The following is a 22,731-nucleotide window of genomic DNA, read 5'->3' as shown; positions in this document are numbered from 1 at the left end:
AGCCGTTGCTCGCCCCCTAGGCTGCGCGCACTTCGTGTCGCGCGCGCCTTCCCCCTACCGGGGGCAACACCAGCGGCCCGGCAAAGCCGGTTCCGCGGTGTTCCTGCCTAGGACAGGTATCAGCCCGCTGCGATGCGCTGTGCCAGGTGAGCGAGCGCTTCCTCAACCTGGTCGACCAGGATCAGGGACAGGTCGCCCGGCTGCAGGCGGGCCAGCGCGGCGTCGATCGCGACGAACTCGCCGCGGATCTCGTCGATCTGGCGGGTGCGGGCCGCGCCCTGCAGGCCCTGGCGCAGCAGCGCCATCACTTCGCCGTCGGCGCGGCCGCGCTGTGCAGCATCCTGATAGAGGATCACGTCGTCGAAGGCTTCGCCGAGGATGGCGGTCTGGTCGCGGATGTCCGAATCGCGCCGGTCGCCCGCGCCGCTGATCACCACCGAGCGCTTCTTCGCCGGCATCGTGTCCACCGCCGACACCAGTGCGCGCATGGCGTCGGTGTTGTGGCCGTAATCGGCGATCACGGTGGCGCCGCGGTAGTCCATGACGTTGAAGCGCCCGGGCACGCCGGCCGCGTCGTTCATGAAGCTCGCGAGGCCGCTGCGGATGGTGTCCCAGTCGAGGCCCACGGCCCACGCGGCCGCCACGGCGGCCATCACGTTGTCGACCTGGAAGCCGATGGTGCCATTGCGCGTGATGGGCACGTCGCGCAGCGCGATGCGTTCGCGCCACGAGCCTTCGGCCGCGACCAGCGTGTCCTGGTCGACGTATACGGTGCGCTTGCCCTGCGCGCGGTGCGTGGCCATCACCGGGTGCATGCGGTCGGCGGTGAAGAAGATCACGTGGCCGGGGCAGCCTGCCGCCATGGCGGCGACGTTCACGTCGGCCGCGTTGAGCACCGCGTAGCCGTCGGCCGCCACGTTGCGCACGATCACGCGCTTCAACACCGCGAGGTCTTCGACGGTGGTGATGTAGTTCAGGCCCAGGTGGTCGCCGCTGCCGATGTTGGTGACCACTGCCACCTGGCAGCGGTCGAAGCCGAGGCCTTCGCGCAGCACGCCGCCGCGGGCCACTTCGAACACGGCCGCGTCGACATCGGGGTGCATCAGCACGTTGCGCGCGCTCTTCGGGCCGCTGCAGTCGCCGCTGTCGGTCTGGCGGCCGTCGACGTACACGCCGTCGGTGTTGGTCATGCCGGTGCGCAGGCCGCTCGATGCGAGCAGGTGGTTGGTGAGGCGCGCCGTGGTGGTCTTGCCGTTGGTGCCGGTGACGGCGACCACGGGGATGCGGCCGTCGTCGCCGTGGGCGTACAGGGTGTCCATCACCGCTTCGCCGACCGCGCGGCCGCGGCCGAACGAGGGCGAGATATGCATGCGCAGGCCGGGCGCGGCGTTCACCTCGACCACGCCGCCGTGCTGTTCCTCCAGCGGGCGCAGCACGTTCTCGCAGACCATGTCGACGCCGCAGATGTGCAGGCCGACCATCTGCGCCGCATCGACCGCGCGCGCCGCCACTTCGGGGTGCACCGTGTCGGTCACGTCGGTGGCGGTGCCGCCGGTGGAGAGGTTCGCGTTGTTGCGCAGCACCACGCGCTGGCCGCGCGCGGGCACGCTGTCGGGCGTGAGGCCCTGGGCCTCGAGCCGGCCGATGGCGATGTCGTCGAGGCGGATCTTGGTGAGCGAAGTGGCATGGCCCTCGCCGCGGCGCGGGTCGAGGTTCACGGTGTCGATCAGCTGGCGCACCGTGGCGCTGCCGTCGCCGATCACCTGCGGCGGATCGCGCCGCGCGGCGGCCACGAGGCGGTCGCCCACCACCAGCAGGCGGAAGTCGAAGCCGGGCAGGAATTTCTCGACCATCACCTCGCCGTAGACGGCGGCCGAGTCGTAGGCCGCGAACAGTTCTTCGCGCGAGTTGATGTTGACGGTGACGCCCTTGCCCTGGTTGCCGTCCTGCGGCTTCACCACGACCGGCAGGCCGATCTCGTTGGCAGCAGCCCAGCCGTCTTCGGCACTGGTCACGGGGCGGCCCAGCGGCACCGGCACGCCGGCGGCGTTGAGCAGCTGCTTGGTCAGTTCCTTGTCCTGGGCGATCGATTCGGCCACGCCGCTGGTGCTGTCGACTTCGGCGGCCTGGATGCGGCGCTGCTTCGAACCCCAGCCGAACTGCACCAGGCTGCCGCTGGTCAGCCGGCGGTACGGAATGCCGCGCGCCACGGCGGCATCGACGATGGAGCCGGTGCTCGGGCCCAGGCGCTCGGATTCATCGAGGTCGCGCAGCTCGGTGATGGCGGCGTTGGCGTCGAAGGCGGTGTCGGCCAGGGCAGCCTCGATCAGCTGCTCGGCCAACTCGATCGCACGGCGGCCGACGGCTTCTTCGCTGTACTGGAACACGACCTGGTAGACGCCTTCTTCCACGGTGGGCGAGGTGTGGCCGAAGTTGACGGCGCAGCCGGCCTGCGCCTGCAACGCGACGGCGGCGTTCTCGAGCACATGGGCCAGCGCCAGCGGTTGACCCAGCACCATCGGGTGCAGTTCGCCGATGGTCGGGAAGCGTGCGCGCAGGCGGGCTTCGAAGCCGGCCAGCTTGCTGATGGCGTTCTCGTCGCCCTGGCAGGCAACCACCGCTTCGATGGCGGTGTGGCGGCTCCAGAGATTGGGCCCACGGAGGGCTCGGATGCGGGTGACTCTCATGCGAATTGTGATTGGGGGTGTTGCGACGAGAGCGGCTGGGTCTGCGACAGCTGCAGCGAGGCGAGCGCCGCCTGCAGGTCGGCCTCGAAGGCCTCCACGCCGGCGCCGATCAGATTCAGCGGAATGCCCATCGCCCAGGCGGCGGCCACGGCGGCCAGCAGGCTTTCGAGGCTCACGCCGGCATGGGTGGCGCGCCACACGGTCAGCCGGCCGAGGCCGGGCAGGAACGATTCGCTGCTGCCGTTGGCCAGCACCACGCGGTCCTGCCGCACCAGCACGGCCTTGCCGCCGGCGCTCTGATGCGCCGTGAGTTCGGCGGCCTGCGGGTCGGCCGAATAGAGGATGACGGCGCCGTCGCACAGCGGCGCGAGGCCGGCCAGGCGCGGGTCGCCCGCATTCAGCACGGCCGTGCCTTCGGACAGCACCACGTCGACCTGCGTGCGCAGCACCTTGACCATCTGGTCGCTCTCGGTGATGTCGTAGTCGGCCAGGGCTTCGAAGCCGTCGAGGTCGGTGACGATGCCGACTTCGCAGCGGTCGTAGGGAAGACCGTCGCGCAGGATGGTTTCGGCGCCGTTCTCGATCACCACGGCCTGCACTGCGCGGTTCACGAGCAGGCGGTGGCCGGCGTCCCAGTTGGCGCTGTCGCGCGCATCGACGCGGCGGCGTTCGAGGAACAGGCCGTCGCGGCAGGCGAGGCCGGTCTGGCGCCCGCCCAGGCCGATCAGCCAGGCCACGAGGCGCGCCAGCACGGCGGTGTCGCGCGAGCCGGCCACGCCGACCACGGGAATGCGCCCGGGCGCGTCGTTGGGAAACAGGTGGTCGCAGATGGCGCGGCCCACCGGGCGCGGCGAACCGACGGCCGGCTTCAGGTGCATCAGCAGGCCGGGGCCTGCATTGACTTCGACGATCGCGCCGCGCTGCGGGCCCAGCGGCTTGGAAATGTCCTGCGCCACGAGGTCGATGCCCGCGATGTCGAGGCCCACCACGCGCGCGGCCAGCACGGCGGCGTGCGCGACTTCGGGGTGGACCTGGTCGGTGCAGTCGTTGGCCATGTTGCCGTTGCGCTGGATCGTCACCACACGGCCGGCGGCCGGCACGGCGTTGGCGTCCAGCTCCTGGCGCTTGAGCTCGAGCTGCAGCTTGGCGTCGCTGTCGATCACGATCACGTCGAGCGGAAACTCTTCCTCGGCGCCGCGGCGCGGGTCGCTGTTGAGCTGCTTGTCGATCAGGTCGCGCACGCTGCTCTGGCCATCGCCGGTGACGGTGATGATCTCGCCGCGCGCGGCGGCCACCACTTCGCCGCCCACCACCAGCAGACGGTGCTCGTGGCCGCGGATAAAGCGCTCGACCATCACGTCGCTGCCCTCGGGCTCGGCGACCGCGAAGGCGGCCATGACTTCTTCACGGGTGGTCAGTTCGAGCGAGACGCCGCGGCCGTGGTTGGCGTCGGAGGGCTTCACGGCCACCGGCAGGCCGATGTCCTCGGCGGCTTCCCAGGCTTCTTCGGCGTTGGCGACCACTTGGCCTTCGGGCACCGGCACGCCGCAGCTCGCGAGCAGGGACTTGGTCAGCTCCTTGTCGCTGGCGATCGATTCGCCGATGGCGCTGGTGTAGTCGGTCTCGGCGGTCCAGATACGCTGCTGGTTGGCGCCGTAGCCCAGCTGCACGAGGTTGCCGCTGTTCAGGCGCATGTGCGGAATGCCGCGGTCGGTGGCTGCGGCCACGATGGCGGCGGTGCTCGGGCCGAGGTAGCAGTCTTCCACCTTGGCCTTGACCGCGTCGACGGCCTTCTGCACGTCGGCGGCGCTGAACGGATCGTTGTTGATGGCGGCCATCAGCAGGCGGTGGCCCTCGGTCAGCGCCACCCGGGCGACCTGCTCGTCACGGGCGCGGAACACCATGCGGTAGACGCCGTGCTCGGAGGTGCTGCGGGTCTGGCCGAAGCCGGTAGGCATGCCGGCGAGGTTCAGCAGTTCGATGACGACGTGCTCCAGCACGTGGCCCGACCACGTGCCCTCAGTCAGGCGCTGGATGAAGCCGCCGCGCTCGCCGACGCCGCAGTGGTGCTCGATGAGCGCCGGCAGCAGGCCGGTCAGGCGGTCGGTGAAGCCGTCGATCTTGTTGGAGGGGAAGTCTTCCAGCTGGCCCAGGTCGAGCCAGACTTCGAGTACCGGACGGTAGGTCCAGAGGTTCGGACCGCGCAAATAGTTGATGCGCAGCAGGCGGATGTCGTCGAAACGGGTCATGCAAACGTTCGAAGTGCTTTGGCCGAGCACCACGGCGCCTTCAGGCGCGCCCATGGCAATCGGTCAGAATCGGCGCCCGACCAAGGGCGCCATGACGCGGTCCATGCGGCCCGCGACGGGCAAGAGTCAGAGAAACACAATGCAACATCACGATCCAGTCGGCACCCGGGAGGGCGAAACAGAGGCGGCTTCAGACGCGCTGAAAAACCGGCTCGCAGTCGCGGAAAACGTTCTGGTAATACTGTCGGTTGACCTCGACGATCAACTTCGCTTCGCTAGCGGCCTAGTCGCGCTGACTGACCAGAGGCTGATCGCGCTCGAACCGGGCGGCGAATGGCGTGAGTGGCCGCTAACCGATGCGGCCCTCGAACTGCGCCTGTCCGACCACTCGGGGGTGGGAACCCTCGATTTGACGGGGCCTTCGGGCCGTTTGGCCCGCTGGCGCTACACCCTGGCCGGACAGGTCGCGGCGCTGCGCCTGCTCAAGTTGTTCGGCCAGCGAACGGCCGGTGTCGCCAAGGAGACACCGGAGGTCATCGAGGTTGCCGACGGCGAAGAGGGCACCCCCGACGCCGAACTCCAGACCCCGCCATCGACCTGGGTGCTGCTGCGCCTGGGCCGTTTCGCCGGCCCGTACCGCAAGCAGCTGATCCTGGGATTCGTACTCACCCTGATCTCCACCGCCGCCACCCTGGTGCCGCCGTACCTGACCATCCCGCTGATGGACGACATCCTGATTCCGTTCCAGAACGGGCAGAAGATCGACACCATGCGCGTGGGCCTCTACCTCGGCGGCCTGTTGATCGCGGCGCTGGTCGGCTGGGGGCTGGGCTGGGCGCGCACCTACCTGCTGGCGCTGGTGTCCGAACGCATCGGCGCCGACCTGCGCACCACCACGTACGAGCACCTGCTGACCCTGCCGCTCGATTATTTCGGCGGCAAGCGCACGGGCGACCTGATGGCGCGCATCGGCTCCGAAACCGACCGCATCAACGTCTTCCTGTCGCTGCACGCGCTCGATTTCGCGAACGACGTGCTGATGATCGTCATGACGGCGGCCATCCTGATCTCCATCAATCCGCTGCTGGCCGTGGTCACGCTGGTGCCGCTGCCCTTCATCGCCTGGATGATCCACGTCGTGCGCGACCGCCTGCGCACCGGCTTCGAGAAGATCGACCGCGTCTGGTCCGAGGTGACCAACGTGCTGGCCGACACCATTCCCGGCATTCGCGTGGTGAAAGCCTTCGCGCAGGAGCGCCGCGAGGCCGAGCGCTTCCGTGTCGCCAACACCTACAACCTGCAGGTCAACGACAAGCTCAACCGCACGTGGTCGCTGTTCACGCCGACCGTGTCGCTGCTCACCGAAATCGGCCTGCTCGTGGTGTGGGCCTTCGGTATCTGGCAGGTGGCGCGCGGCAGCATCACGGTGGGTGTGCTCACGGCCTTCATCGCCTACATCGGCCGCTTCTACACGCGGCTCGACTCGATGAGCCGCATCGTCTCGGTCACGCAGAAGGCCGCCGCGGGTGCCAAGCGCATCTTCGACATCCTCGACCACGTGAGCAACGTGCCCGAGCCGGCCAACCCGGTGAAGGTGGAGCGGGTGCAGGGCCGCATCGAGATGAGCGGGCTGGGCTTTCGCTACGGCTCGCGCGCCGTGATCCACGACCTCGACCTGACCATCGAGCCCGGCGAGATGATCGGCCTCGTGGGCCACAGCGGCTCGGGCAAGAGCACGCTGGTCAACCTCATTTGCCGCTTCTACGACGTGACCGACGGCGCCATCAAGGTCGACGGCACCGACATCCGCCGCTTCGCCGTGGCCGACTACCGGCGCCACGTGGGGCTGGTGCTGCAGGAACCTTTCCTGTTCTTCGGCACCATCGCGCAGAACATCGCCTACGGCAAGCCCGACGCCACGCGCGAAGAGGTGGTTGCCGCGGCCCGCGCGGCCCATGCGCACGACTTCATCCTGCGGCTGCCGCACGGCTACGACTCGCTCGTGGGCGAGCGCGGGCAGGGGCTGTCGGGCGGCGAGCGCCAGCGCATCAGCATTGCGCGCGCGCTGCTGATCGATCCGCGCATCCTGATCCTCGACGAGGCGACCTCGGCTGTGGACACCGAGACCGAGAAGGAAATCCAGAAGGCCCTGGACAACCTCGTGCAGGGCCGCACCACCATCGCCATCGCGCACCGGCTGTCGACATTGCGCAAGGCCGACCGGCTCGTGGTCATGGACCGCGGCGAAGTGGTCGAGGTCGGGCCGCACGATGCCTTGATGGCGAAGCAGGGCGCCTATTGGCGGCTCTACCAGGCGCAACTGCGCCAGGGCGACGACGATGCGAGCGAAGGCGCCGCCGACGAGCGCGCCGCTGCGCATGCCCCCCTGGCCATCAGCCACGCAGCACATCCGGCGGGCGACGCATGACCGAACTCAACACCCCATCTTTCGAACTCGAACGCGACGCCTTCGGCCGCCTCGTGCTGACCGACGCGCAGGGCGAGCGCCATGTGGGCGTCACGCCCGTGCGGGCCTTTCCGCTGAGCGCGCCGGGCCATGGCGTGTCGCTGGTCGGCAGCGAAGGCCGCGAGCTGGTCTGGATCGACAGCGTCGAGCAACTGCCGGCGCAGGCCAGGGCGCTGCTCGAAGAAGAACTCGCGGTGCGCGACTTCGCGCCCACGCTGCTGCGCCTGCACGGCGTGTCCAGCTTCGGCGTGCCCAGCACCTGGACCATCAGCACCGACCGCGGCGACACCAGCTTCGTGCTCAAGGCCGAGGAAGACATTCGCCGGCTCGAAGGCGGCGCGCTGCTCATTGCGAGCGCGCACGGCGTGCAGTTCCGCATTCCCGACGTGAAGACGCTCGACCGCGCGTCGCGCAAGCTGCTCGAGCGTTTTCTCTAGAAGAAGCAGAAGGCGGCCCCGACCGGGCGGGGCCTTGCACGGCCTGCGAAAATCGCGGCTTTGCACTACAGCGGCCTCGCCGTTGACGGATATGCCCCTGCACACCACCGCCCTCGTTCTGTTCTCCGGCGGCCAGGACTCGGCCACCTGCCTCGCCGATGCGCTGTCGAAGTACCAGCGCGTCGAAACCCTGGGCTTCGACTACGGGCAGCGCCACCGCGTCGAGCTCGACGTGCGCGGCACCGTCCTCGCGAAGATGCGCGAGCGTTTCCCCGACTGGGCGCCCCGCCTCGGCGAAGACCACGTGCTCACGCTCGCGGCGTTGGCGCAGCTCGGCGGCTCCTCGCTGACCGAAGAGGTCGCCTTCGCCATGCAGGCCGACGGCCTGCCCAACACCTTCGTGCCCGGGCGCAACCTGCTGTTCCTCACGCTGGCCGGCGCGCTGGCGTACCGGCGCGGGCTGCAGGTGATCGTCACCGGCGTCTGCGAGACCGACTTCTCGGGCTACCCCGACTGCCGCGACGACACCATGAAGGCGATGCAGCTCGCGCTCTCGCTCGGGCTGGAGCGCCGCCTCGTCATCGAGACGCCGCTCATGTGGATCGACAAGGCCGAGACCTGGGCCATGGCCCACCGCCTGGGCGGCGATCCGCTGGTGGATCTGATCGTGGAAGAGACGCACACCTGCTACCTGGGCGACCGCGTGCACCGCCAGGCCTGGGGCTACGGCTGCGGCGAATGCCCCGCCTGCGAGCTGCGCAAGAAGGGCTGGGAGCGCTACGTGGCGACGGCGCTGCCGGCCGGCGCCGGTACCACCTCCACGCGGTAGCGCGCGACGGCACCTTCGCCTTCGGGCACCAATGTCCAGCGCTGGCTGTGGAACTCGCCCACCGCGGACCGATGGGCGACCGAGACCATCGCGCCGCCCCGCGCGCGCACCATCTCCGAGAGCCGCTGGTACAGCGTGCGTTCGGCTGGCGCGTCCAGCGCGCTGCTGATCTCGTCGGCAAAGATCCAGCGGGGTTTCTTCAGCATCACGCGCGCGATGGCCAGCCGCTGCTGCTCGCCGCCCGAAAGCTTCTGGCTCCATGCATCGCTGTCGTCCAGGCGATCGGCGAATTCGGGCAAGAGGGCATCCTTCAATGCCTGGCGCAACTGTTCGTCGGTGTATTTCGCGGCATCTTCCGGATAGGCCAGCGCAACGCGCAACGGGCCGTCGGGCATGTAGGGCCGCTGCGGCACGAACATCGCGTCCGATGGCACCTGCACGCGTCCGCGCGCGAACGGCCAGATGCCGGCAAAGGCCCGGAACAGGGTCGACTTGCCGCTGCCCGAGGGGCCTTGCACCAGCACGTTGTCGCCAGCCTTTGCCGAGAGCGCCGCGTTCGCCAGCAGCGGCGTGCCGTTCGGCAGGTTCAGCGTGAGGCCGTCGGTGTGAAGCGAAGGCGCGTCGCTGCGCTCGAGCGCGTTCTCTTGCGCGGCATGCTCGCGGATCGCGTCGTCGAAGCTCGTGAGACGGTCGGTCGTGGCGCGCCACACCGCCACGCTGTCGTAGTTGTCGACGAACCAGCTCAGCGAATCCTGCACCTTGCCGAAGGCCGACGAGATCTGCATCAGCTGGCCCAGCTGGATCGCGCCGCTGAAGAAGCGCGGAGCCGCCACCACGAACGGGAAGATCACCGCCGCCTGGCCGAAGAATGCGGTGAAGGTCACCAGGTTCTTCTGCTGCTTGATGAGCTGCAGGTAGTTGCGCAGCACGGCGCCGAAGCGCAGATCGAGCTGGCCGTGCTCCACCGTCTCCCCGCGGTCCAGCGCGATGGCCTCGCTGTACTCGCGCACGCGCACGAGGTGATGGCGGAAGTCCGCCTCGAAGCGCTGCTGGCGGAAGTTCAACCCGATCAGCGGCCGTCCGATGAAGTGCGTGATGACCGTGCCCACCACGCAGTAGATCACCGCCAGCCAGACCATCGCGCCCGCGATCTGGTAGCTGGTGCCGCCCACCGAGAACGCCGTCGTGCCCGAGAGTCCCCAGAGGATGCCGACGAAGCTGATGAGCGTGACCACGGCGTTCAGGAGACCCATCGACAGCGTCATGGTCGCGCTGGTGAACAACTGCATGTCTTCCTGGATACGCTGGTCGGGGTTGTCCGGCGTCGCACCGTCCTTGCCTGCATAGCGCGCCAGTTCCATCTCGTAGAAGGTACGGTCCGCCATCCAGCGGCCCAGGTAGTTGCGCGTGATCCAGGCACGCCAGCGCAACTGCAGCAGTTGCGTCACATAGAACTTGAGCACCTGCAGCGCGATGTTGAAGAAGGCCAGCACGACGAAGACACGGATCTCGCGCCAGAAGACCGCCGCGTCCTTGTTCTGGAGTCCGTCGTAGAAGCGCCCGTACCACTGGTTGAAAAGCACCAGCGCGTAGACATAGGCCAGATTGAGCGCCACGATGGCAGCGAACATGCCCCGTGCCCGCCATTTCTCTTCGGACCGGAAGTAGGGTGCCGCGAGCCTGAAGACGCGTCGCAGCACCTGGATGAACGAGCCCGCGCGAGCGGTGACTGATAGAGACATTCGGTTTTCCTCGCAGGCGCTCGTGCGCCGGTCATCTTGAAAGGGCCATGGTAGACAAATCTTTCTTAAAGGGACCTGAAAGCCGCCCGCACCTCCGAACGACCAGGCCGATCTGCGCAATTGGCGCAAGGCGGATTCACACCGCCGGGTATCCTCGCTGCGGAGCAAAACAATGAACACACACGAGACAACCGTCCACGCGGCGGATTCGCGCTACGCCATGTTCCGCCTCGGCCTCACGCTGCTGATCATGACGGTCGGCAGCAGCGGCATGTACGTGGTCTCGGTCATGCTGCCTGCGGTGCAGGCCGAGTTCGGTATCGACCGTGCCGATGCCTCGCTGCCCTACACCTGGCTGATGCTCGGCTTCGGTTTCGGCGGCGTGCTCATGGGCAGGCTGGCCGACCGCTTCGGTGTGATGTGGCCGCTCCTGATGGGCTCGGCGTTCCTCGGCGCGGGCTACATCGCGACGGGGCTGTCGGGCGGCATCGTTTCATTCACCGTCGCGCAGGCGCTGCTGGTCGGCCTGCTCGGCAGCTCGGTGGCCTTCGCGCCGATGGTGGCCGACACCTCGCTGTGGTTCGTCAAGCGGCGCGGCATCGCGGTGGCGGTGTGCGCCAGCGGCAACTATCTTGCGGGCGCGGTGTGGCCGCCCGTCGCGCAGCACTTCGTCGAAACCGTGGGCTGGCGCCAGACCTACATCGGCATCGGCGTCTTCTGCGGGCTGGCGATGGCGCTGCTTGCGCTGTTCTTCCGCGCGCGCCCGCCTGCGCTCGTTCATGTGCCGCCTGTGAATGCATCGAGCGCGGCGGTCGTGCGCGACATGACGCGGCCCTTCGGCCTGAGCATGGGCGTGGCCCAGGGCCTGCTGTGCGTGGCCAGCGTGGCCTGCTGCGTGGCCATGGCGATGCCGCAGGTGCACATCGTGGCCTACTGCGGCGACCTGGGCTACGGGCCGGCGCAGGGCGCGATGATGCTGTCGCTGATGCTGGGCTTCGGCATCGTGAGCCGGCTGGTGTCGGGCGCCATCTGCGACCGCATCGGCGGGCTGCGCACGCTGCTGCTGGGCGGCGTGCTCCAGTGCGTGGCGCTGCTGCTGTTCCTGCCGTTCGACGGGTTGGTGCCGCTGTATGTGATCTCGGCGCTGTTCGGGCTGTTCCAGGGTGGCCTCGTGCCGTCCTACGCGATCATCGTGCGCGAGCACTTTCCGCCGAAGGAGGCGGGCGCGCGCGTAGGCACGGTGCTGATGTTCTCGCTGTTCGGCATGGCGCTGGGCGGGTGGATGTCGGGCAAGGTGTTCGACCTCACGGGCAGCTACCACGCGGCCTTCCTGAACGGCATCGGCTGGAACCTGGTGAACGTGAGCATCACGGCGTTTCTGCTGTTCAGGACGCTTCGGCGGCCAGCCGGCCGAGTGTCCGCATCGCCTGCTCGCTGAGCCCGTTCCATGGGTGGCCGTAGTTCAGCCGCAGGCAGTTGGCGAAGGCGCGCGTGGCCGAGAAGATCGGTCCCGGCGCGACGCTGATGCCGAGTTCCAGCGCCCTGCGATGGATGTCGAGCGCGTTCACGTGCGGCGGCAGCTCGACCCACAGGAAGTACCCGCCCAGCGGCCGCGTGGCGCGCGTGCCCGGCGGAAAATAGTGGCCCACGGCCTGCGTGAAGGTGGCCTGCTGCATTGACAGCGTCTGCCGCAGCTTGCGCAGGTGCTTGTCGAAGCCACCCTTTTCGAGGTAGCCCGCGATCGCCAGCTGCGCGGGCGCCGAGGTGCTGAGCGTGGTCGTGAGCTTCTGCCGCGCCACCTTGCGCGCGAAACGCCCGGCCGAGGTCCAGCCGATGCGATAGCCCGGCGCGAGGCACTTCGAGAACGACGAGCAGTGCAGCACCAGCCCCTGCGTGTCGAAGGCCTTGGCCGGTGGAGGCCGCCGCTCGCCGAAGTACAGCTCGGCGTACACGTCGTCCTCGATCAGCGGCAGTTCGTGCCGCGCGAGCAGGGCGACCAGTGCCTTCTTCTTCGCGTCCGGCATCAGGCTGCCGAGCGGATTCTGGAACGTGGTCATGAGCCAGCACGCCGCGGGCTTGTGTGCCGCGACGGCCAACTCCAGCGCTGCGAGATCGATGCCTTCGCCCGGATGGGTCGGCACCTCGATGGCCCGCAGGCCCATGCGCTCCAGCGCCTGCAGCGCGGCATAGAAGGTGGGCGATTCGACGATCACCGCGTCGCCCGGCCGAGTCACGGCCGCGAGGCAGAGATTGAGCGCTTCGAGCGCGCCGTTGGTGATGACGATCTCGTCGGCCGGCACCGGCATACCGTCGGCGAGGTAGCGCAGCGCGATCTGCCGGCGCAGCGCCGCGCTGCCGGGCGTGAGGTCGTCCACCGTGCTCCATGGGTCGAGCGACTTGGCGCTGGCGGCCATGAATTGCCCGAGCCGCGCCAGCGGAAACAGCAGCGGGCTCGGAAAGGCCGAGCCGAAGGGCACGACCTTGCGCGACATGCTGGCTTCGAGGATGTCGAACACCTGGTCGCTCACGTCGAGCGACTTCGGCCCGTCTACGGGACGCGAGGTCAGCGTGGATTCGGGTGGCGCATCGCGCAGGCCGCCGCCCGCCACGTAGTAGCCCGAACGGTCGCGTGCACGCACGAGTCCGCGCGCTTCCAGCAGGTAGTAGGCCTGGAACACCGTGGACGCGCTGACCCCACGGCTGCGGCCCGTGTGGCGCACCGAGGGCAGGCGGTCGCCGGTCTTCAGCGTGCCGTTGCGGATCGAGGCCTCGATGTCGGCGGCCAGGGCTTCATATCGCTTCATTGCGGCTTGCTCTTCATTCGGCAGCACTTTATCTGCACCGGTCGAATGGAGCCGATCTGCATCTGTTTTTTTGGGCCCGACTGGTCCACACTCGGCCTCATGACGAATCTCATGCGCGCGGTGCGCGCCGTTCTGTGGAGTTTCATCGGGCTGGGTGGCCGCCGCGCCGATGCCGACAAGCGGACGGCACAGGTCGGCATCCTGCCGCTGATTGGCGTGGCGCTGGTGATGGTGCTGCTGCTGATCGCGGGGTTGCTCGCGTTGGCGCATTACGCTGCCGGTACATGAAGCTGCGCATTCGCTTCGCCGCCATCGGGCTGGTGCTGTTCGCCACGCAGGGCATGGCAGGTGCCGCAGCGCCCGCCACCGTGCCCGACACCATCGAGCAGCGCGCGGCCGCCTGCATCGCCTGCCACGGCCGCGAAGGCGCGACCACCAACGCCGGCTACTTTCCGCGCCTTGCGGGCAAGCCGGCCGGCTACCTGTTCAACCAGCTCGTGAGCTTTCGCGACGGGCGGCGCTTCAACGGCGACATGGCGTACATGGTGCAGCACCTGTCGGATGCGTACCTGCGCGAGATGGCCGAGTACTTCGCCGGGCTGCAGCTGCCTTACCCGCCCATCGCCACCACCAGCGACGCGACGCCCGAGCAGCTGCAGCGCGGCCGCCAGCTCGTGCACGAAGGCGATGCGGCGCGCGGCGTGCCCGCCTGCGTGCAGTGCCATGGCGCGGCCCTCACCGGCGTGCAGCCGGCCATTCCGGGGCTGCTGGGGCTGCCGCGGCTGTACGTGTCGTCGCAGCTCGGCGCATGGCTCACGAGCGAGCGGCATGCGCTGCCGCCCGACTGCATGGCCGACATCGGCCGGCGCATGACCACCGCCGACATCAACGCCGTCGCGAGCTGGCTGGCGGTGCAGCCGATGCCGGCCGACACGAAGCCCGCGGCCTCGCTGCCTGCGCCGCTGCCCGTGAACTGCGGCGGCATGCCGAAGTCGAAGTGACGGGGCCGCGATCATGAAACTGCGACGCCTGGGCTGGACGCTGCTAGCGCTGATCGTGCTGGGGGCCGCGGTAGCAGGCACCATCGTCGCGATGAACCTGCGCGGCGAAGACCCGCTGCCCACGCAGGCCGAAGCCTTCGCGGCCACGCCGCAGCTGATCGAGCGCGGACGCTATCTCGCGTTGGCCGGCAACTGCGCGGGCTGCCACACCACGCGCGGCGGCCAGCCCTATGCGGGCGGGCTGCCCCTGGAGACGCCCTTCGGCACCATCTTTTCGAGCAACCTCACGCCCGACGGCAAGAGCGGCATCGGCAGCTGGAGCAGCGCGCACTTCTGGCGCGCGATGCACAACGGCCGCAGCAAGGACGGGCGGCTGCTGTACCCGGCGTTTCCGTATCCCAACTTCACGCAGGTGACGCGCGAGGATTCGGACGCGATCTACGCCTACCTGCGCAGCCTGCCGCCCGCGCCGGAGCCCAACAGGGCGCACCTGCTGCGCTTCCCCTACGACACGCAGGCGGCGCTGGCCGTGTGGCGCGCGCTGTCGTTCAAGCCCGAGCCTTTCGTGGCCAATGCCGGCAAGCCCGCTGAATGGAACCGGGGCGCGTACCTGGTCAACGGCCTCGGCCATTGCATTGCGTGCCACGGCAGCCGCAACTCGCTCGGCGCGACGGAAACGAGGCTCGGCCTTTCGGGCGGCCTGATCGCCGTCGAGAACTGGTATGCGCCCTCGCTCAACGACCCGCACGAAGCCGGCGTTGCCGACTGGCCCGCGGCCGACGTGGTGTCACTGCTCAAGAGCGGCGTCGCGCCGCGCGGCTCGGTCATGGGGCCGATGGCCGACGTGGTGTTCCGCAGCACGCAGTACCTGAGCGACGCCGACCTCACGGCCATGGCGAGCTACCTGAAGGACCTGCCCGATGCACCGAAGCCCGAGGCTGCGGCCATCGCAAAGGCCCCGATCCGCCGCGACGCCGCCACGATGACGCGCGGCGCGAAGATCTACGACCAGCGCTGTGCCTACTGCCATGGCGACCAGGGGCAGGGCGCCGTGGGCGCCTATCCGCCGCTCGCCGGCAACCGCGCCGTCAACATGGCGCGGCCCACCAACCTGATCCAGGTGGTCGCGCACGGCGGCTTCCTGCCCTCGACGCCGGGCAATCCGCGGCCCTATGGCATGCCTCCGTTCGGGCAGACGCTGGATGCGGCCGAGGTCGCGGCCGTGCTCACCTATGTGCGCGGCTCGTGGGGCAACGACAGCGCGCCCGTCACGCAGCTCGACACCATGCGGCGCTGAGCGGCGCCTGCACTGGCTTCAGATGTTCGTGCTCGAAGGAATGCGGCTCGGCAGCAGGTGCTCGTAGGGCCGCGTGCGCGTGGCGTTGCGCTGGCGGATGGTGGCCTCGATGCCGGCCAGCGCAGTGCGGAAGCGCTCCAGCGGCCCGCCCTGTCCGGCGATGGCCGGGTCGATCAGTACCGGCAGGTGCGGGAACACGTTGTCCTTGTACTCGCCCAGCGGCCGGTAGTACACGCCGCCGAGGATGTGGAACAGCAGGATCTGCTCCTGCGCCGCCAGCCGCGACGGCAGCATCTGCGACCAGCTCGCTTCGCTCTGCCCCGCACTGCCCGTCGGTGCCGGCATGCCGCCCGTGCCTGCGCTGAAGGGCGCATACGTCATCACCGAGTACTGCGGAAAGTTCACCGCCGCGTGCTGCGCGCTGGCGTTGAAGATGATCGCGGTCAGCACGTCGACGAGTTGCGCGCGTGTGGTGATGGGGCGGAAGCCGTGCACCTTGCCGCTGGTTGCGAGCTCGGTGGCCCAGGCCTTGAGCTCGTAGTCGCCGGTCACGTCGCCGTCGCTCAGATAGTAGGTGGCCACGTAGTCGCCCACCCACTGCGCGATCGCGTTCCACACCAGCAGCGCATCGTCGCGGTAGGGGTAGTCGGGCAGCGCCGCCGCGTCGTCCACGCCGCGCGTGCGCAGGTCGTTGGGCAACATCATGCGGTCGTAGAAGTCGTAGGCCAGCCGGTCGCGGCCGCATTGCTGCTGCAGCGTCTCGATGGGCGCGGCAAGGATCACGTCGCCCGTGGTCAGCGGCGCCATGATGATCAGCGTCGCGGCCTCGTTGATGAACATCGCGCCCTCGAGGTGCGGCGACAGCAGCCGGCTCAGCGGATGCGCGGTCGCGAACTGGCGCTGCGTGGCCATCGCGAAGGCCTCCGACATCAGGTGCGTGCGGCCCAGGTGCACGAACATCTCGTGGTAGTTGAAGTCGGCCACCTGCACGGCGGTCTTCGCCGATTGCCAGGCCCACCAGGCCTCGGCGTTGGCGGTGTCGTCCACGCGCAGGAAGATCGGGGCGAGCGTCGGCTCCTGTCCGCACTGGATCGCGACCGGCACCAGGGAACGGCCGGTCTTCGGCCGTGCGAACAGCGCGATGGGCGCGTGGATGTAGCCGGTGCCCGTGAGCGGCTTGGCCTGCGGGCCGGCCGGCGCCATGTCGCCCAGGCCTTCGTAGTCGAGGATGTAGAGGCGGCCCGAGGCGGCCGCGTCGGCGAGGCTGTCGCCGGCGCCCATCACCTGGCGGTACTGGGCGTCGCTCAACGGGAACTTGGCCGGCAGCGCCGTCGCCCGCTGGATCAGCGTCGGGTTGGGGCCGGCCACGCGCATGGCCGCGAACAGGTCGTTGTCGTGCAGCAGCTGCGAGATGGCCGGCTTCTCGATGGTGACGAACAGCGCGTCGTACTGCGCCACCGTCTTCGGTCCGTTCAATGCGCCCAGCGGGCCTTGCGAGAGCAGGTCGTGATGGATCTGCCTGAGCTGCGTGCCGATGTCGCCCGCCGTGCTGGTGAGAGTGGCAAGCAGGTTCAACACCGTCGCGGGCAGCGTGAGCAATCCGCCGTTGGCGGCCAGCAGTTGGTCGAAGCTGGCCTGCAGCCCGGCGAGGCGCGTGCGCAGGTTGTCGAGCGACTGCAGGCTGCCCGAGGCCAGCGCGCTGGTGGCGAACGAGGCCGCGAAATTGGTGACGGCTTCGAGCGCCTTCGAGAGGGTCGCGAGCTGGTGTTCGAGCGCCGGCAGTTCGCCCGGCGGCACCACCGCGCCCATCGGTACGCCAGCCAGGTTGATGTGCGATTCGGTCCAGAGGTAGGTCGACTGCCGCCCCACCAGTTCGAGGCGCCGCAGCGTGGCGCTGATCGGGTCGATCTTCTGCGGCAGCGTGGGCTTGGGCACCGGCAGGGCCGCCGAGGCGGTGGAAGGCCTGCCGGCCAGCAGGCCCAGGCCGCCCGCCGAGGCCGACCATTTGAGGATGTCTCTGCGTTTCATCGGGAGCGTTCCCTGTTGTAGTGAGTCTTTGGGGAAGGCCGACGAGGGGTTCGGCCACCAAATAGAACGCTCGTTCTATTTGGTGGGCGGATTCTGCGGAGGGGCTCTGGCGTTGGCAATGAGGGTTGGTGCCTAGCCTGGAGGCGCGCTCCCGGTGCTAGCGCGAGCGCTGGCGTCAGGCCGTATGCGGGTGCCGTGCGCCGTCGTAGAGCGTGCGCGCCAGGTCGCGATGCCTTGCCAGCAGCGGTGCGAGCGGCATGCCGGTGAACTCTCCGTCGCGGATGCGAACCGCCCCATTGATCACGCTCAGCGACACCGTCCCCGGCGTGCAGAACACCAGCGCCGCCACCGGGTCGTGCCCGGCACCCGCATGCGCCACGCCGCGCAGGTCGAAGGCCACGATGTCGGCCGACATGCCCGGCGCGATCGCGCCGATGTCGTCGCGCCCCAGCACGCGCGCACCGCCCAGCGTGGCGATCTCCAGCGCCTCGCGCGCCGTCATCGCCGCCGGGCCGTAGCCCACGCGCTGCAGCAGCAGGGCCTGCCGCGCTTCACCGAGCATGTGCGCGCCGTCGTTCGACGCGCTGCCGTCCACGCCCAGTCCCACGGGCACGCCCGCGCGGCGCATCGCACCGATGGGCGCGATGCCCGAGGCCAGCCGCATGTTGGAGCAGGGGCAGTGCGCCACGCCCGTGCCGGTGCGGCCGAACAGCGCGATGCCAGCCTCGTCGAGCTTCACGCAGTGCGCGTGCCACACGTCGCGGCCGACCCAGCCCAGGTCTTCGGCGTATTCGGCCGGCGTCATGCCGAACTTCTCGCGCGAGTACGCCACGTCGTTGTCGTTCTCGGCCAGGTGGGTGTGCAGCGACACGCCGCGCTCGCGCGCCAGTTCGGCCGACAGGCGCATCAGGTCGCGCGACACCGAGAACGGCGAGCAGGGCGCGAGCACGATGCGGCGCATCGAATGCCGCGACGCGTCGTGCCAACGGCCGATGAGCCGCTCGCTGTCGCGCAGGATGGCTTCCTCGGTTTCCACCACCTCGTCGGGCGGCAGACCGCCGGCGCTGCGGCCCACGCTCATGCTGCCGCGCGCCGCATGAAAGCGCATGCCCATGGCATCGGCCGCCTCGATCGAATCGTCGAGCCGCGAGCCGTTGGGAAACAGGTAGAGGTGGTCGCTGGTGGTGGTGCAGCCCGAGAGCATCAGCTCGGCCATCGCGGTTTGCGTCGACACGCGGATCATCTCGGGCGTGAGGCGCGCCCACAGCAGGTACAGGTTGGTGAGCCAGCCGAACAGTTCCGCGTCCTGCGCCTCGGGCACGGCGCGGGTGAGGCTCTGGTACATGTGGTGATGCGTGTTGACCAGGCCGGGCATTACGACGTGGCCGTACATGTCGATGGCCTCGGCCTGGCCGTTGCGCAGGGCGTCGAGGTAGACGATGGGCAGCTCGGCGGTGGGGCCCGCCCAGGTTATCGCAGGGCCATCGCACACCACGGCGCCGTCGGCGATTTCGCGCCGCGCGGCGTCCATGGCGACCAGAACGTCGGCATGTCGAAGGATCTTCAGCATGCCGGCATTCTTGCCTGCGCTCAGAGGTCGGGCAAGCCCATCGCCGGATCGCTCACCGTGTGCTTGCCGGTTTCCACGCGGCCCGCAAAGCGGCGGTAGTAGGCCGGGTCGGCATCGCAGGTGACTGCGAAGTCGTACCACTGGCCGCTGCTCGCGAGCTCCCAGTGCTGATCGGTGGTGGCGCCGCCGTTCACTGTCGCGGTCCACGGACCGTCGTTGCGATAGGCCTTGGCAGTGACGGTGAACCTGCAGGCCGCCTTGCCGTCGTTGCGCATGCTCAGGTAGACATTGCCGTTGGTGATGTCGTAGCACACGCGAACCTCGGGCGCCGCGGCATCGCCGGCGCGCAGCGTGCCGAGGTCGCCTTTGAAGTGGCGATGAAAGCCGCTCGGCCCGAGCACCCACAGGTCGTAGCGCCCGCCATCGTCGGCCATCGCGGCCCAGGTGTCGTCGAGCCGCTTTCCTGCTTCCACCATGTAGCGGCGCGGCAGGCGGTCGAGGTGCAGCTTGTCGTACACGTGGAACACCGCCGCGGCCTTGCCGGTGTTGGCGAACAGCAGCTGCAGTTTGCCGTTGACCGCGTCGGCCTTGGCGCTGGTGTGCAGTTCATACGGCAAGGCGCGCGAGGGGCGCGTGCCCGTGGCCTGCTGCGGCAGCGCGGGCGTGAGCGGCAGCGGCACCTGCGCGAGCGCTTGCTGGTCGGCGCGCAATTGGTCCGCCTGGGCCTTGGTGCGGCGCCCGGCGAGCGTGGGCAGTACTTCGTTGTTGGGCGTGGCGAAGTTGAAGGCGCTCGTGAGGTCGCCGCACACCGCGCGCCGGAACGGGCTGATGTTCTTCTCCACGACGCCAAATCGCGCCTCGAGGAAGCGCAGCACCGAGGTGTGGTCGAACACCTGCGAGTTGACCCAGCCGCCGCGGCTCCACGGCGAGATGACGTACATCGGCACGCGCGGGCCCGGGCCATAGACGCGGCCGTCCGCAGGCGCGACGGTGGTGCCCACGAGGGGGTATGTGTGGCGCTCGAAGGCGATGTCGCTGTCGGACAGCGTGGTCTTGCCCGCGGCGCTCTTCGGGTCGGCGGGGTCGGCCAGTGAAGGCGCCGAGGGCGACGGCACGTGGTCGAAGTAGCCGTCGTTCTCGTCGAAGTTGACGATGAAGACCGTCTTGCTCCACACATCGGGCGATGCGGTGAGCGCGTCCAGCACCTGCTGGATGTACCACGCGCCCTGCACCGGGCTCGAAGGACCGGGGTGCTCGGAGTAGGTGGCGGGCGCCACGATCCACGACACCTGCGCCAGCTTGCCGTTGAGGACGTCCTGCCGGAAGGTTCCCAGCAGGCCGCCGTCGGGCATGGTGTTGGCGATGCCCTTGTAGAGCGGGTTGCCGGCATCGTCGCTGGCGGGGTCGTAGGCCGGCAGCGTCACGCCGTCGGGCGGGCTGGCGTCGCCGTCGTAGCGCATGTCGTTCTTGCCCGAAGCCTTGTTGGCCACGCGGTACTGCCGGAAGCCCGCCAGCGGGTTGTCGGTGAAGTTGTCGGGCAGGTTCTGGTAGAGCATCCAGCTGACCTTGGCGTCCTGCAGGCGCTCCGGATAGGTCTTCCAGTTGCAGCCGTAGGTGGTCGAGTCGACACCGGGGTTGCTTACCGGGTCCCATGGGAACCGGAGGTTCTCCCAAGTGTTGTCTATCGACGAGAGGCCCGCGAGGCCGGCGCCCGTTTCGCCCGATGGGCCGTTGGTGCCGCTCCAGTGGAACAGGCGGTTCGAGTTGGTGCCGGTGTGCATGCCGCAGTGGTAGCTGTCGCACACGGTGAAGGCGTTGGCCAGCGCGTACTGGAACTGCACTTCGGCTTCCTGGAAGTAGCCCATCGAAGCGGTGGTCTTGTACTTGGGCCATTGGCTGAGGCGGCCGCCGTCCCAGGCGTTCTGCGCGTCGTTCCACGAGTGCGGCGTGCCGCTCACGCGTTGCGCGTTGCCCTTGGTCTGGTCGAGGTGATAGGGCAGCACCAGCTTGCCGGTGGCATCGCTCTGCTGCCACACGCTGCGCCCGCCGGGCAGCGGAATGGTGAAGCGGTCGCCGAAGCCCCGCACGCCCATGAGCGTGCCGAAGTAATGGTCGAAGGAGCGGTTTTCCTGCATCAGGATCACGACGTGCTCGACGTCCATGATCGTGCCGGTCTTGTTGTTGGCGGGAATGGCGAGCGCGCGGCGGATGCTTGGCGGAAAGGCATTGAGCGCGGCGGCGGCGATGCCGGTGGTTGCGGCGCCCGTGAGGAATTTGCGGCGGGTGGTCATGGTGTTGTTCCTGGCAATGCTCACGGTGCGCAGCGCATCTCGGGCTTCACGGTGTTGTCGGGTGGGGTGGGTGTCGTGGGCGTGGGCGTCGTGGGCGTGGCCGGGGCCGTCGGCGTGCCGCCGAAGAAGCCGCCGCCGCCACTGCCGCCCCCGCAGGCCGAGAGCGCGCAGGCCAGCAGCAGCACGGGCGCAAGCCGCGTGCCGGGGAAAAGAAGTCGCATGGAATCGGTCCTTTGTTATGTGGGTCTGGAAGGCGCGACAGGAGCGCGCACCCGGGCCCACAAGACTAGGGAGAACCCGTTACCGGGCGGTTAACTTGCAGTGACGCAGCGAAGTCAGGCGCGTGACAACGCACCGCCGGGCGGGCGCTTTCGGGAACGGCGGAATGACGGCGTGGCGCGGCCTGGCGCCGCGTTCGAGCCCGGGCTCAGGGCTCGTTGCTGATACCGCTGGACACATGTCCGGCGGGCACGTGCCGCGAGGCCGCATCGACGTGGCCGGTCTGGTCGTCGAAGAAGAAATCGGGCTCGAACTCGCGCAGGAATTCGCCCTTGGGCAGGCCGCCCAGGAACATGGCCTCGTCGACGCGGATGTTCCACTTCATCAGCGTGCGAATGGCGCGCTCGTGCGCCGGTGCGCTGCGCGCGGTGACCAGCGCGGTGCGAATGCGCATCTGCGCGTTGCCCGCCATCTGCAGCCGGTGCAGCGCCATCAGCAGCGGCTTGAAGGGGCCTTCGGGCAGCGGCAGATCGGCCTTGCTGAGTTCGTGCGCCTGGAAGGCGTCGAGCCCCTCGGCCTGGAATACGCGCTCGGCCTCGTCGGAGAACAGCACCGCGTCGCCGTCGAAGGCAATGCGCACTTCGTTCGGCCATGCATCGCTGGCCTTCACCGATTCGACCAGCACCCGCGCGGCCGGAAAGCCCGCGATGAGCGCCTCGCGCACGTCCTGCGCGTTGACCGACAGGAACAGATGCGCGCGCAGCGGGCGCAGGTAGCCGAAGGGCGGGCGGCCCTGCGTGAACACGCCGCGCTGCAGCTTGATGTCGGCAGCCGCGCTCGACTTGAAGATGCGCATGCCCGAGACCGGATCGTTGCGCGAAAGAATTACCACCTCGACGCGCTGCACGCCGTCTTCGTTGAAGCGCAGCAGTTTTCGGATCAGCGAGTAGGCGATGCCGGGCGCGGCCGGCACGTCGATGCGGTCGAGCTGCAGCTTCATGTAGCCCTCGTTGTCCCCGGCCTCGAAGATCTTGTTTTCTTCTTCGAGGTTGAACAGGGCGCGCGAGGAGATCGCGACCACGAGCTTGTCTTCGAGGGTGACTGGCATGA

16 protein-coding genes are annotated in these 22,731 nt (G+C 68.9%); 7 read left to right on the top strand and 9 right to left on the bottom strand.

Annotated features, from left to right (window positions below):
- Positions 1–119: 119 nt before the first annotated feature.
- Both cphA (ASD05_RS22180) and cphA (ASD05_RS22175) read right to left on the bottom strand, forming a co-directional pair.
- A complete protein-coding gene (gene cphA, locus ASD05_RS22180) occupies positions 120–2,687 on the bottom strand; it encodes a cyanophycin synthetase (RefSeq protein ID WP_056597155.1) in 2,568 nt (855 codons plus the stop codon).
- A complete protein-coding gene (gene cphA / locus ASD05_RS22175) occupies positions 2,684–4,936 on the bottom strand; it encodes a cyanophycin synthetase (RefSeq protein WP_235508057.1) in 2,253 nt (750 codons plus the stop codon). The genes cphA (ASD05_RS22180) and cphA (ASD05_RS22175) overlap by 4 nt, the downstream gene beginning before the upstream one ends.
- Positions 4,937–5,075: 139 nt before the next feature.
- Between cphA (ASD05_RS22175) and ASD05_RS22170 the strand changes: the two genes are divergently transcribed.
- From ASD05_RS22170 to queC, 3 genes are all read left to right on the top strand, one after another.
- On the top strand, positions 5,076–7,364 hold the full coding sequence (locus ASD05_RS22170) for an ABC transporter ATP-binding protein (protein WP_056597151.1): 2,289 nt from the start codon (positions 5,076–5,078) through the stop codon (positions 7,362–7,364).
- Positions 7,361–7,840, top strand: coding sequence for a DUF1854 domain-containing protein (locus tag ASD05_RS22165; RefSeq protein ID WP_056597149.1), 480 nt, complete (start codon positions 7,361–7,363; stop codon positions 7,838–7,840). Before ASD05_RS22170 ends, ASD05_RS22165 begins: the two co-directional genes overlap by 4 nt.
- 91 nt (positions 7,841–7,931) lie before the next feature.
- On the top strand, positions 7,932–8,669 hold the full coding sequence (gene queC, locus ASD05_RS22160) for a 7-cyano-7-deazaguanine synthase QueC (protein ID WP_056597147.1): 738 nt from the start codon (positions 7,932–7,934) through the stop codon (positions 8,667–8,669).
- Here queC and ASD05_RS22155 read toward each other — a convergent pair.
- Positions 8,618–10,411, bottom strand: coding sequence for an ABC transporter ATP-binding protein/permease (locus ASD05_RS22155; RefSeq protein ID WP_056597145.1), 1,794 nt, complete (start codon positions 10,409–10,411; stop codon positions 8,618–8,620). The two genes, queC and ASD05_RS22155, sit on opposite strands and share 52 nt — an antisense overlap.
- A 172-nt stretch (positions 10,412–10,583) precedes the next feature.
- Between ASD05_RS22155 and ASD05_RS22150 the strand changes: the two genes are divergently transcribed.
- Entirely contained in the window at positions 10,584–11,849 is a 1,266-nt protein-coding gene (locus ASD05_RS22150) for an MFS transporter (RefSeq protein ID WP_056597143.1), read from the top strand.
- Here the strand turns inward: ASD05_RS22150 and ASD05_RS22145 are convergent.
- A complete protein-coding gene (locus tag ASD05_RS22145; RefSeq protein ID WP_056597936.1) occupies positions 11,797–13,215 on the bottom strand; it encodes a PLP-dependent aminotransferase family protein in 1,419 nt (472 codons plus the stop codon). The genes ASD05_RS22150 and ASD05_RS22145 overlap by 53 nt on opposite strands.
- 99 nt (positions 13,216–13,314) lie before the next feature.
- Between ASD05_RS22145 and ASD05_RS22140 the strand changes: the two genes are divergently transcribed.
- Genes ASD05_RS22140 through ASD05_RS22130 form a run of 3 tightly spaced genes read left to right on the top strand, consistent with a single transcriptional unit; the run spans position 13,315 to position 15,513 of the window.
- A complete protein-coding gene (locus tag ASD05_RS22140) occupies positions 13,315–13,503 on the top strand; it encodes a DUF2970 domain-containing protein (protein WP_042673158.1) in 189 nt (62 codons plus the stop codon).
- Positions 13,500–14,216, top strand: a complete 717-nt coding sequence (locus tag ASD05_RS22135; RefSeq protein WP_056597141.1) for a c-type cytochrome — start codon at positions 13,500–13,502, stop codon at positions 14,214–14,216. Before ASD05_RS22140 ends, ASD05_RS22135 begins: the two co-directional genes overlap by 4 nt.
- Positions 14,217–14,229: 13 nt before the next feature.
- On the top strand, positions 14,230–15,513 hold the full coding sequence (locus ASD05_RS22130; RefSeq protein ID WP_056597139.1) for a c-type cytochrome: 1,284 nt from the start codon (positions 14,230–14,232) through the stop codon (positions 15,511–15,513).
- An 18-nt stretch (positions 15,514–15,531) separates the two neighbouring features.
- Here the strand turns inward: ASD05_RS22130 and ASD05_RS22125 are convergent, their stop codons facing one another.
- From ASD05_RS22125 to ASD05_RS22105, 5 genes are all read right to left on the bottom strand, one after another.
- Complete coding sequence (locus ASD05_RS22125; RefSeq protein WP_056597137.1) at positions 15,532–17,541, bottom strand: lipoxygenase family protein; 2,010 nt, start codon at positions 17,539–17,541, stop codon at positions 15,532–15,534.
- A 175-nt stretch (positions 17,542–17,716) separates the two neighbouring features.
- Entirely contained in the window at positions 17,717–19,111 is a 1,395-nt protein-coding gene (locus tag ASD05_RS22120; RefSeq protein ID WP_056597135.1) for an 8-oxoguanine deaminase, read from the bottom strand.
- A 20-nt stretch (positions 19,112–19,131) separates the two neighbouring features.
- Positions 19,132–21,402, bottom strand: coding sequence for a phosphocholine-specific phospholipase C (locus ASD05_RS22115; RefSeq protein ID WP_056597133.1), 2,271 nt, complete (start codon positions 21,400–21,402; stop codon positions 19,132–19,134).
- A 20-nt stretch (positions 21,403–21,422) separates the two neighbouring features.
- Positions 21,423–21,623, bottom strand: coding sequence for a hypothetical protein (locus ASD05_RS22110; RefSeq protein ID WP_056597131.1), 201 nt, complete (start codon positions 21,621–21,623; stop codon positions 21,423–21,425).
- Positions 21,624–21,829: 206 nt separating this feature from the next.
- Positions 21,830–22,729 carry a 5'-nucleotidase gene (locus ASD05_RS22105; protein WP_056509256.1) on the bottom strand — a complete coding sequence of 300 codons (900 nt, stop codon included), beginning with the start codon at positions 22,727–22,729 and terminating at the stop codon, positions 21,830–21,832.
- Between the last annotated feature and the right edge of the window lie 2 nt (positions 22,730–22,731).

Source organism: Variovorax sp. Root434 (genome assembly GCF_001426595.1).
Classification (GTDB): domain Bacteria; phylum Pseudomonadota; class Gammaproteobacteria; order Burkholderiales; family Burkholderiaceae_C; genus Variovorax.
The sequence above is the reverse complement of the archived record's forward strand: the minus strand, read 5'-3'. Positions and strand labels throughout refer to the sequence as shown.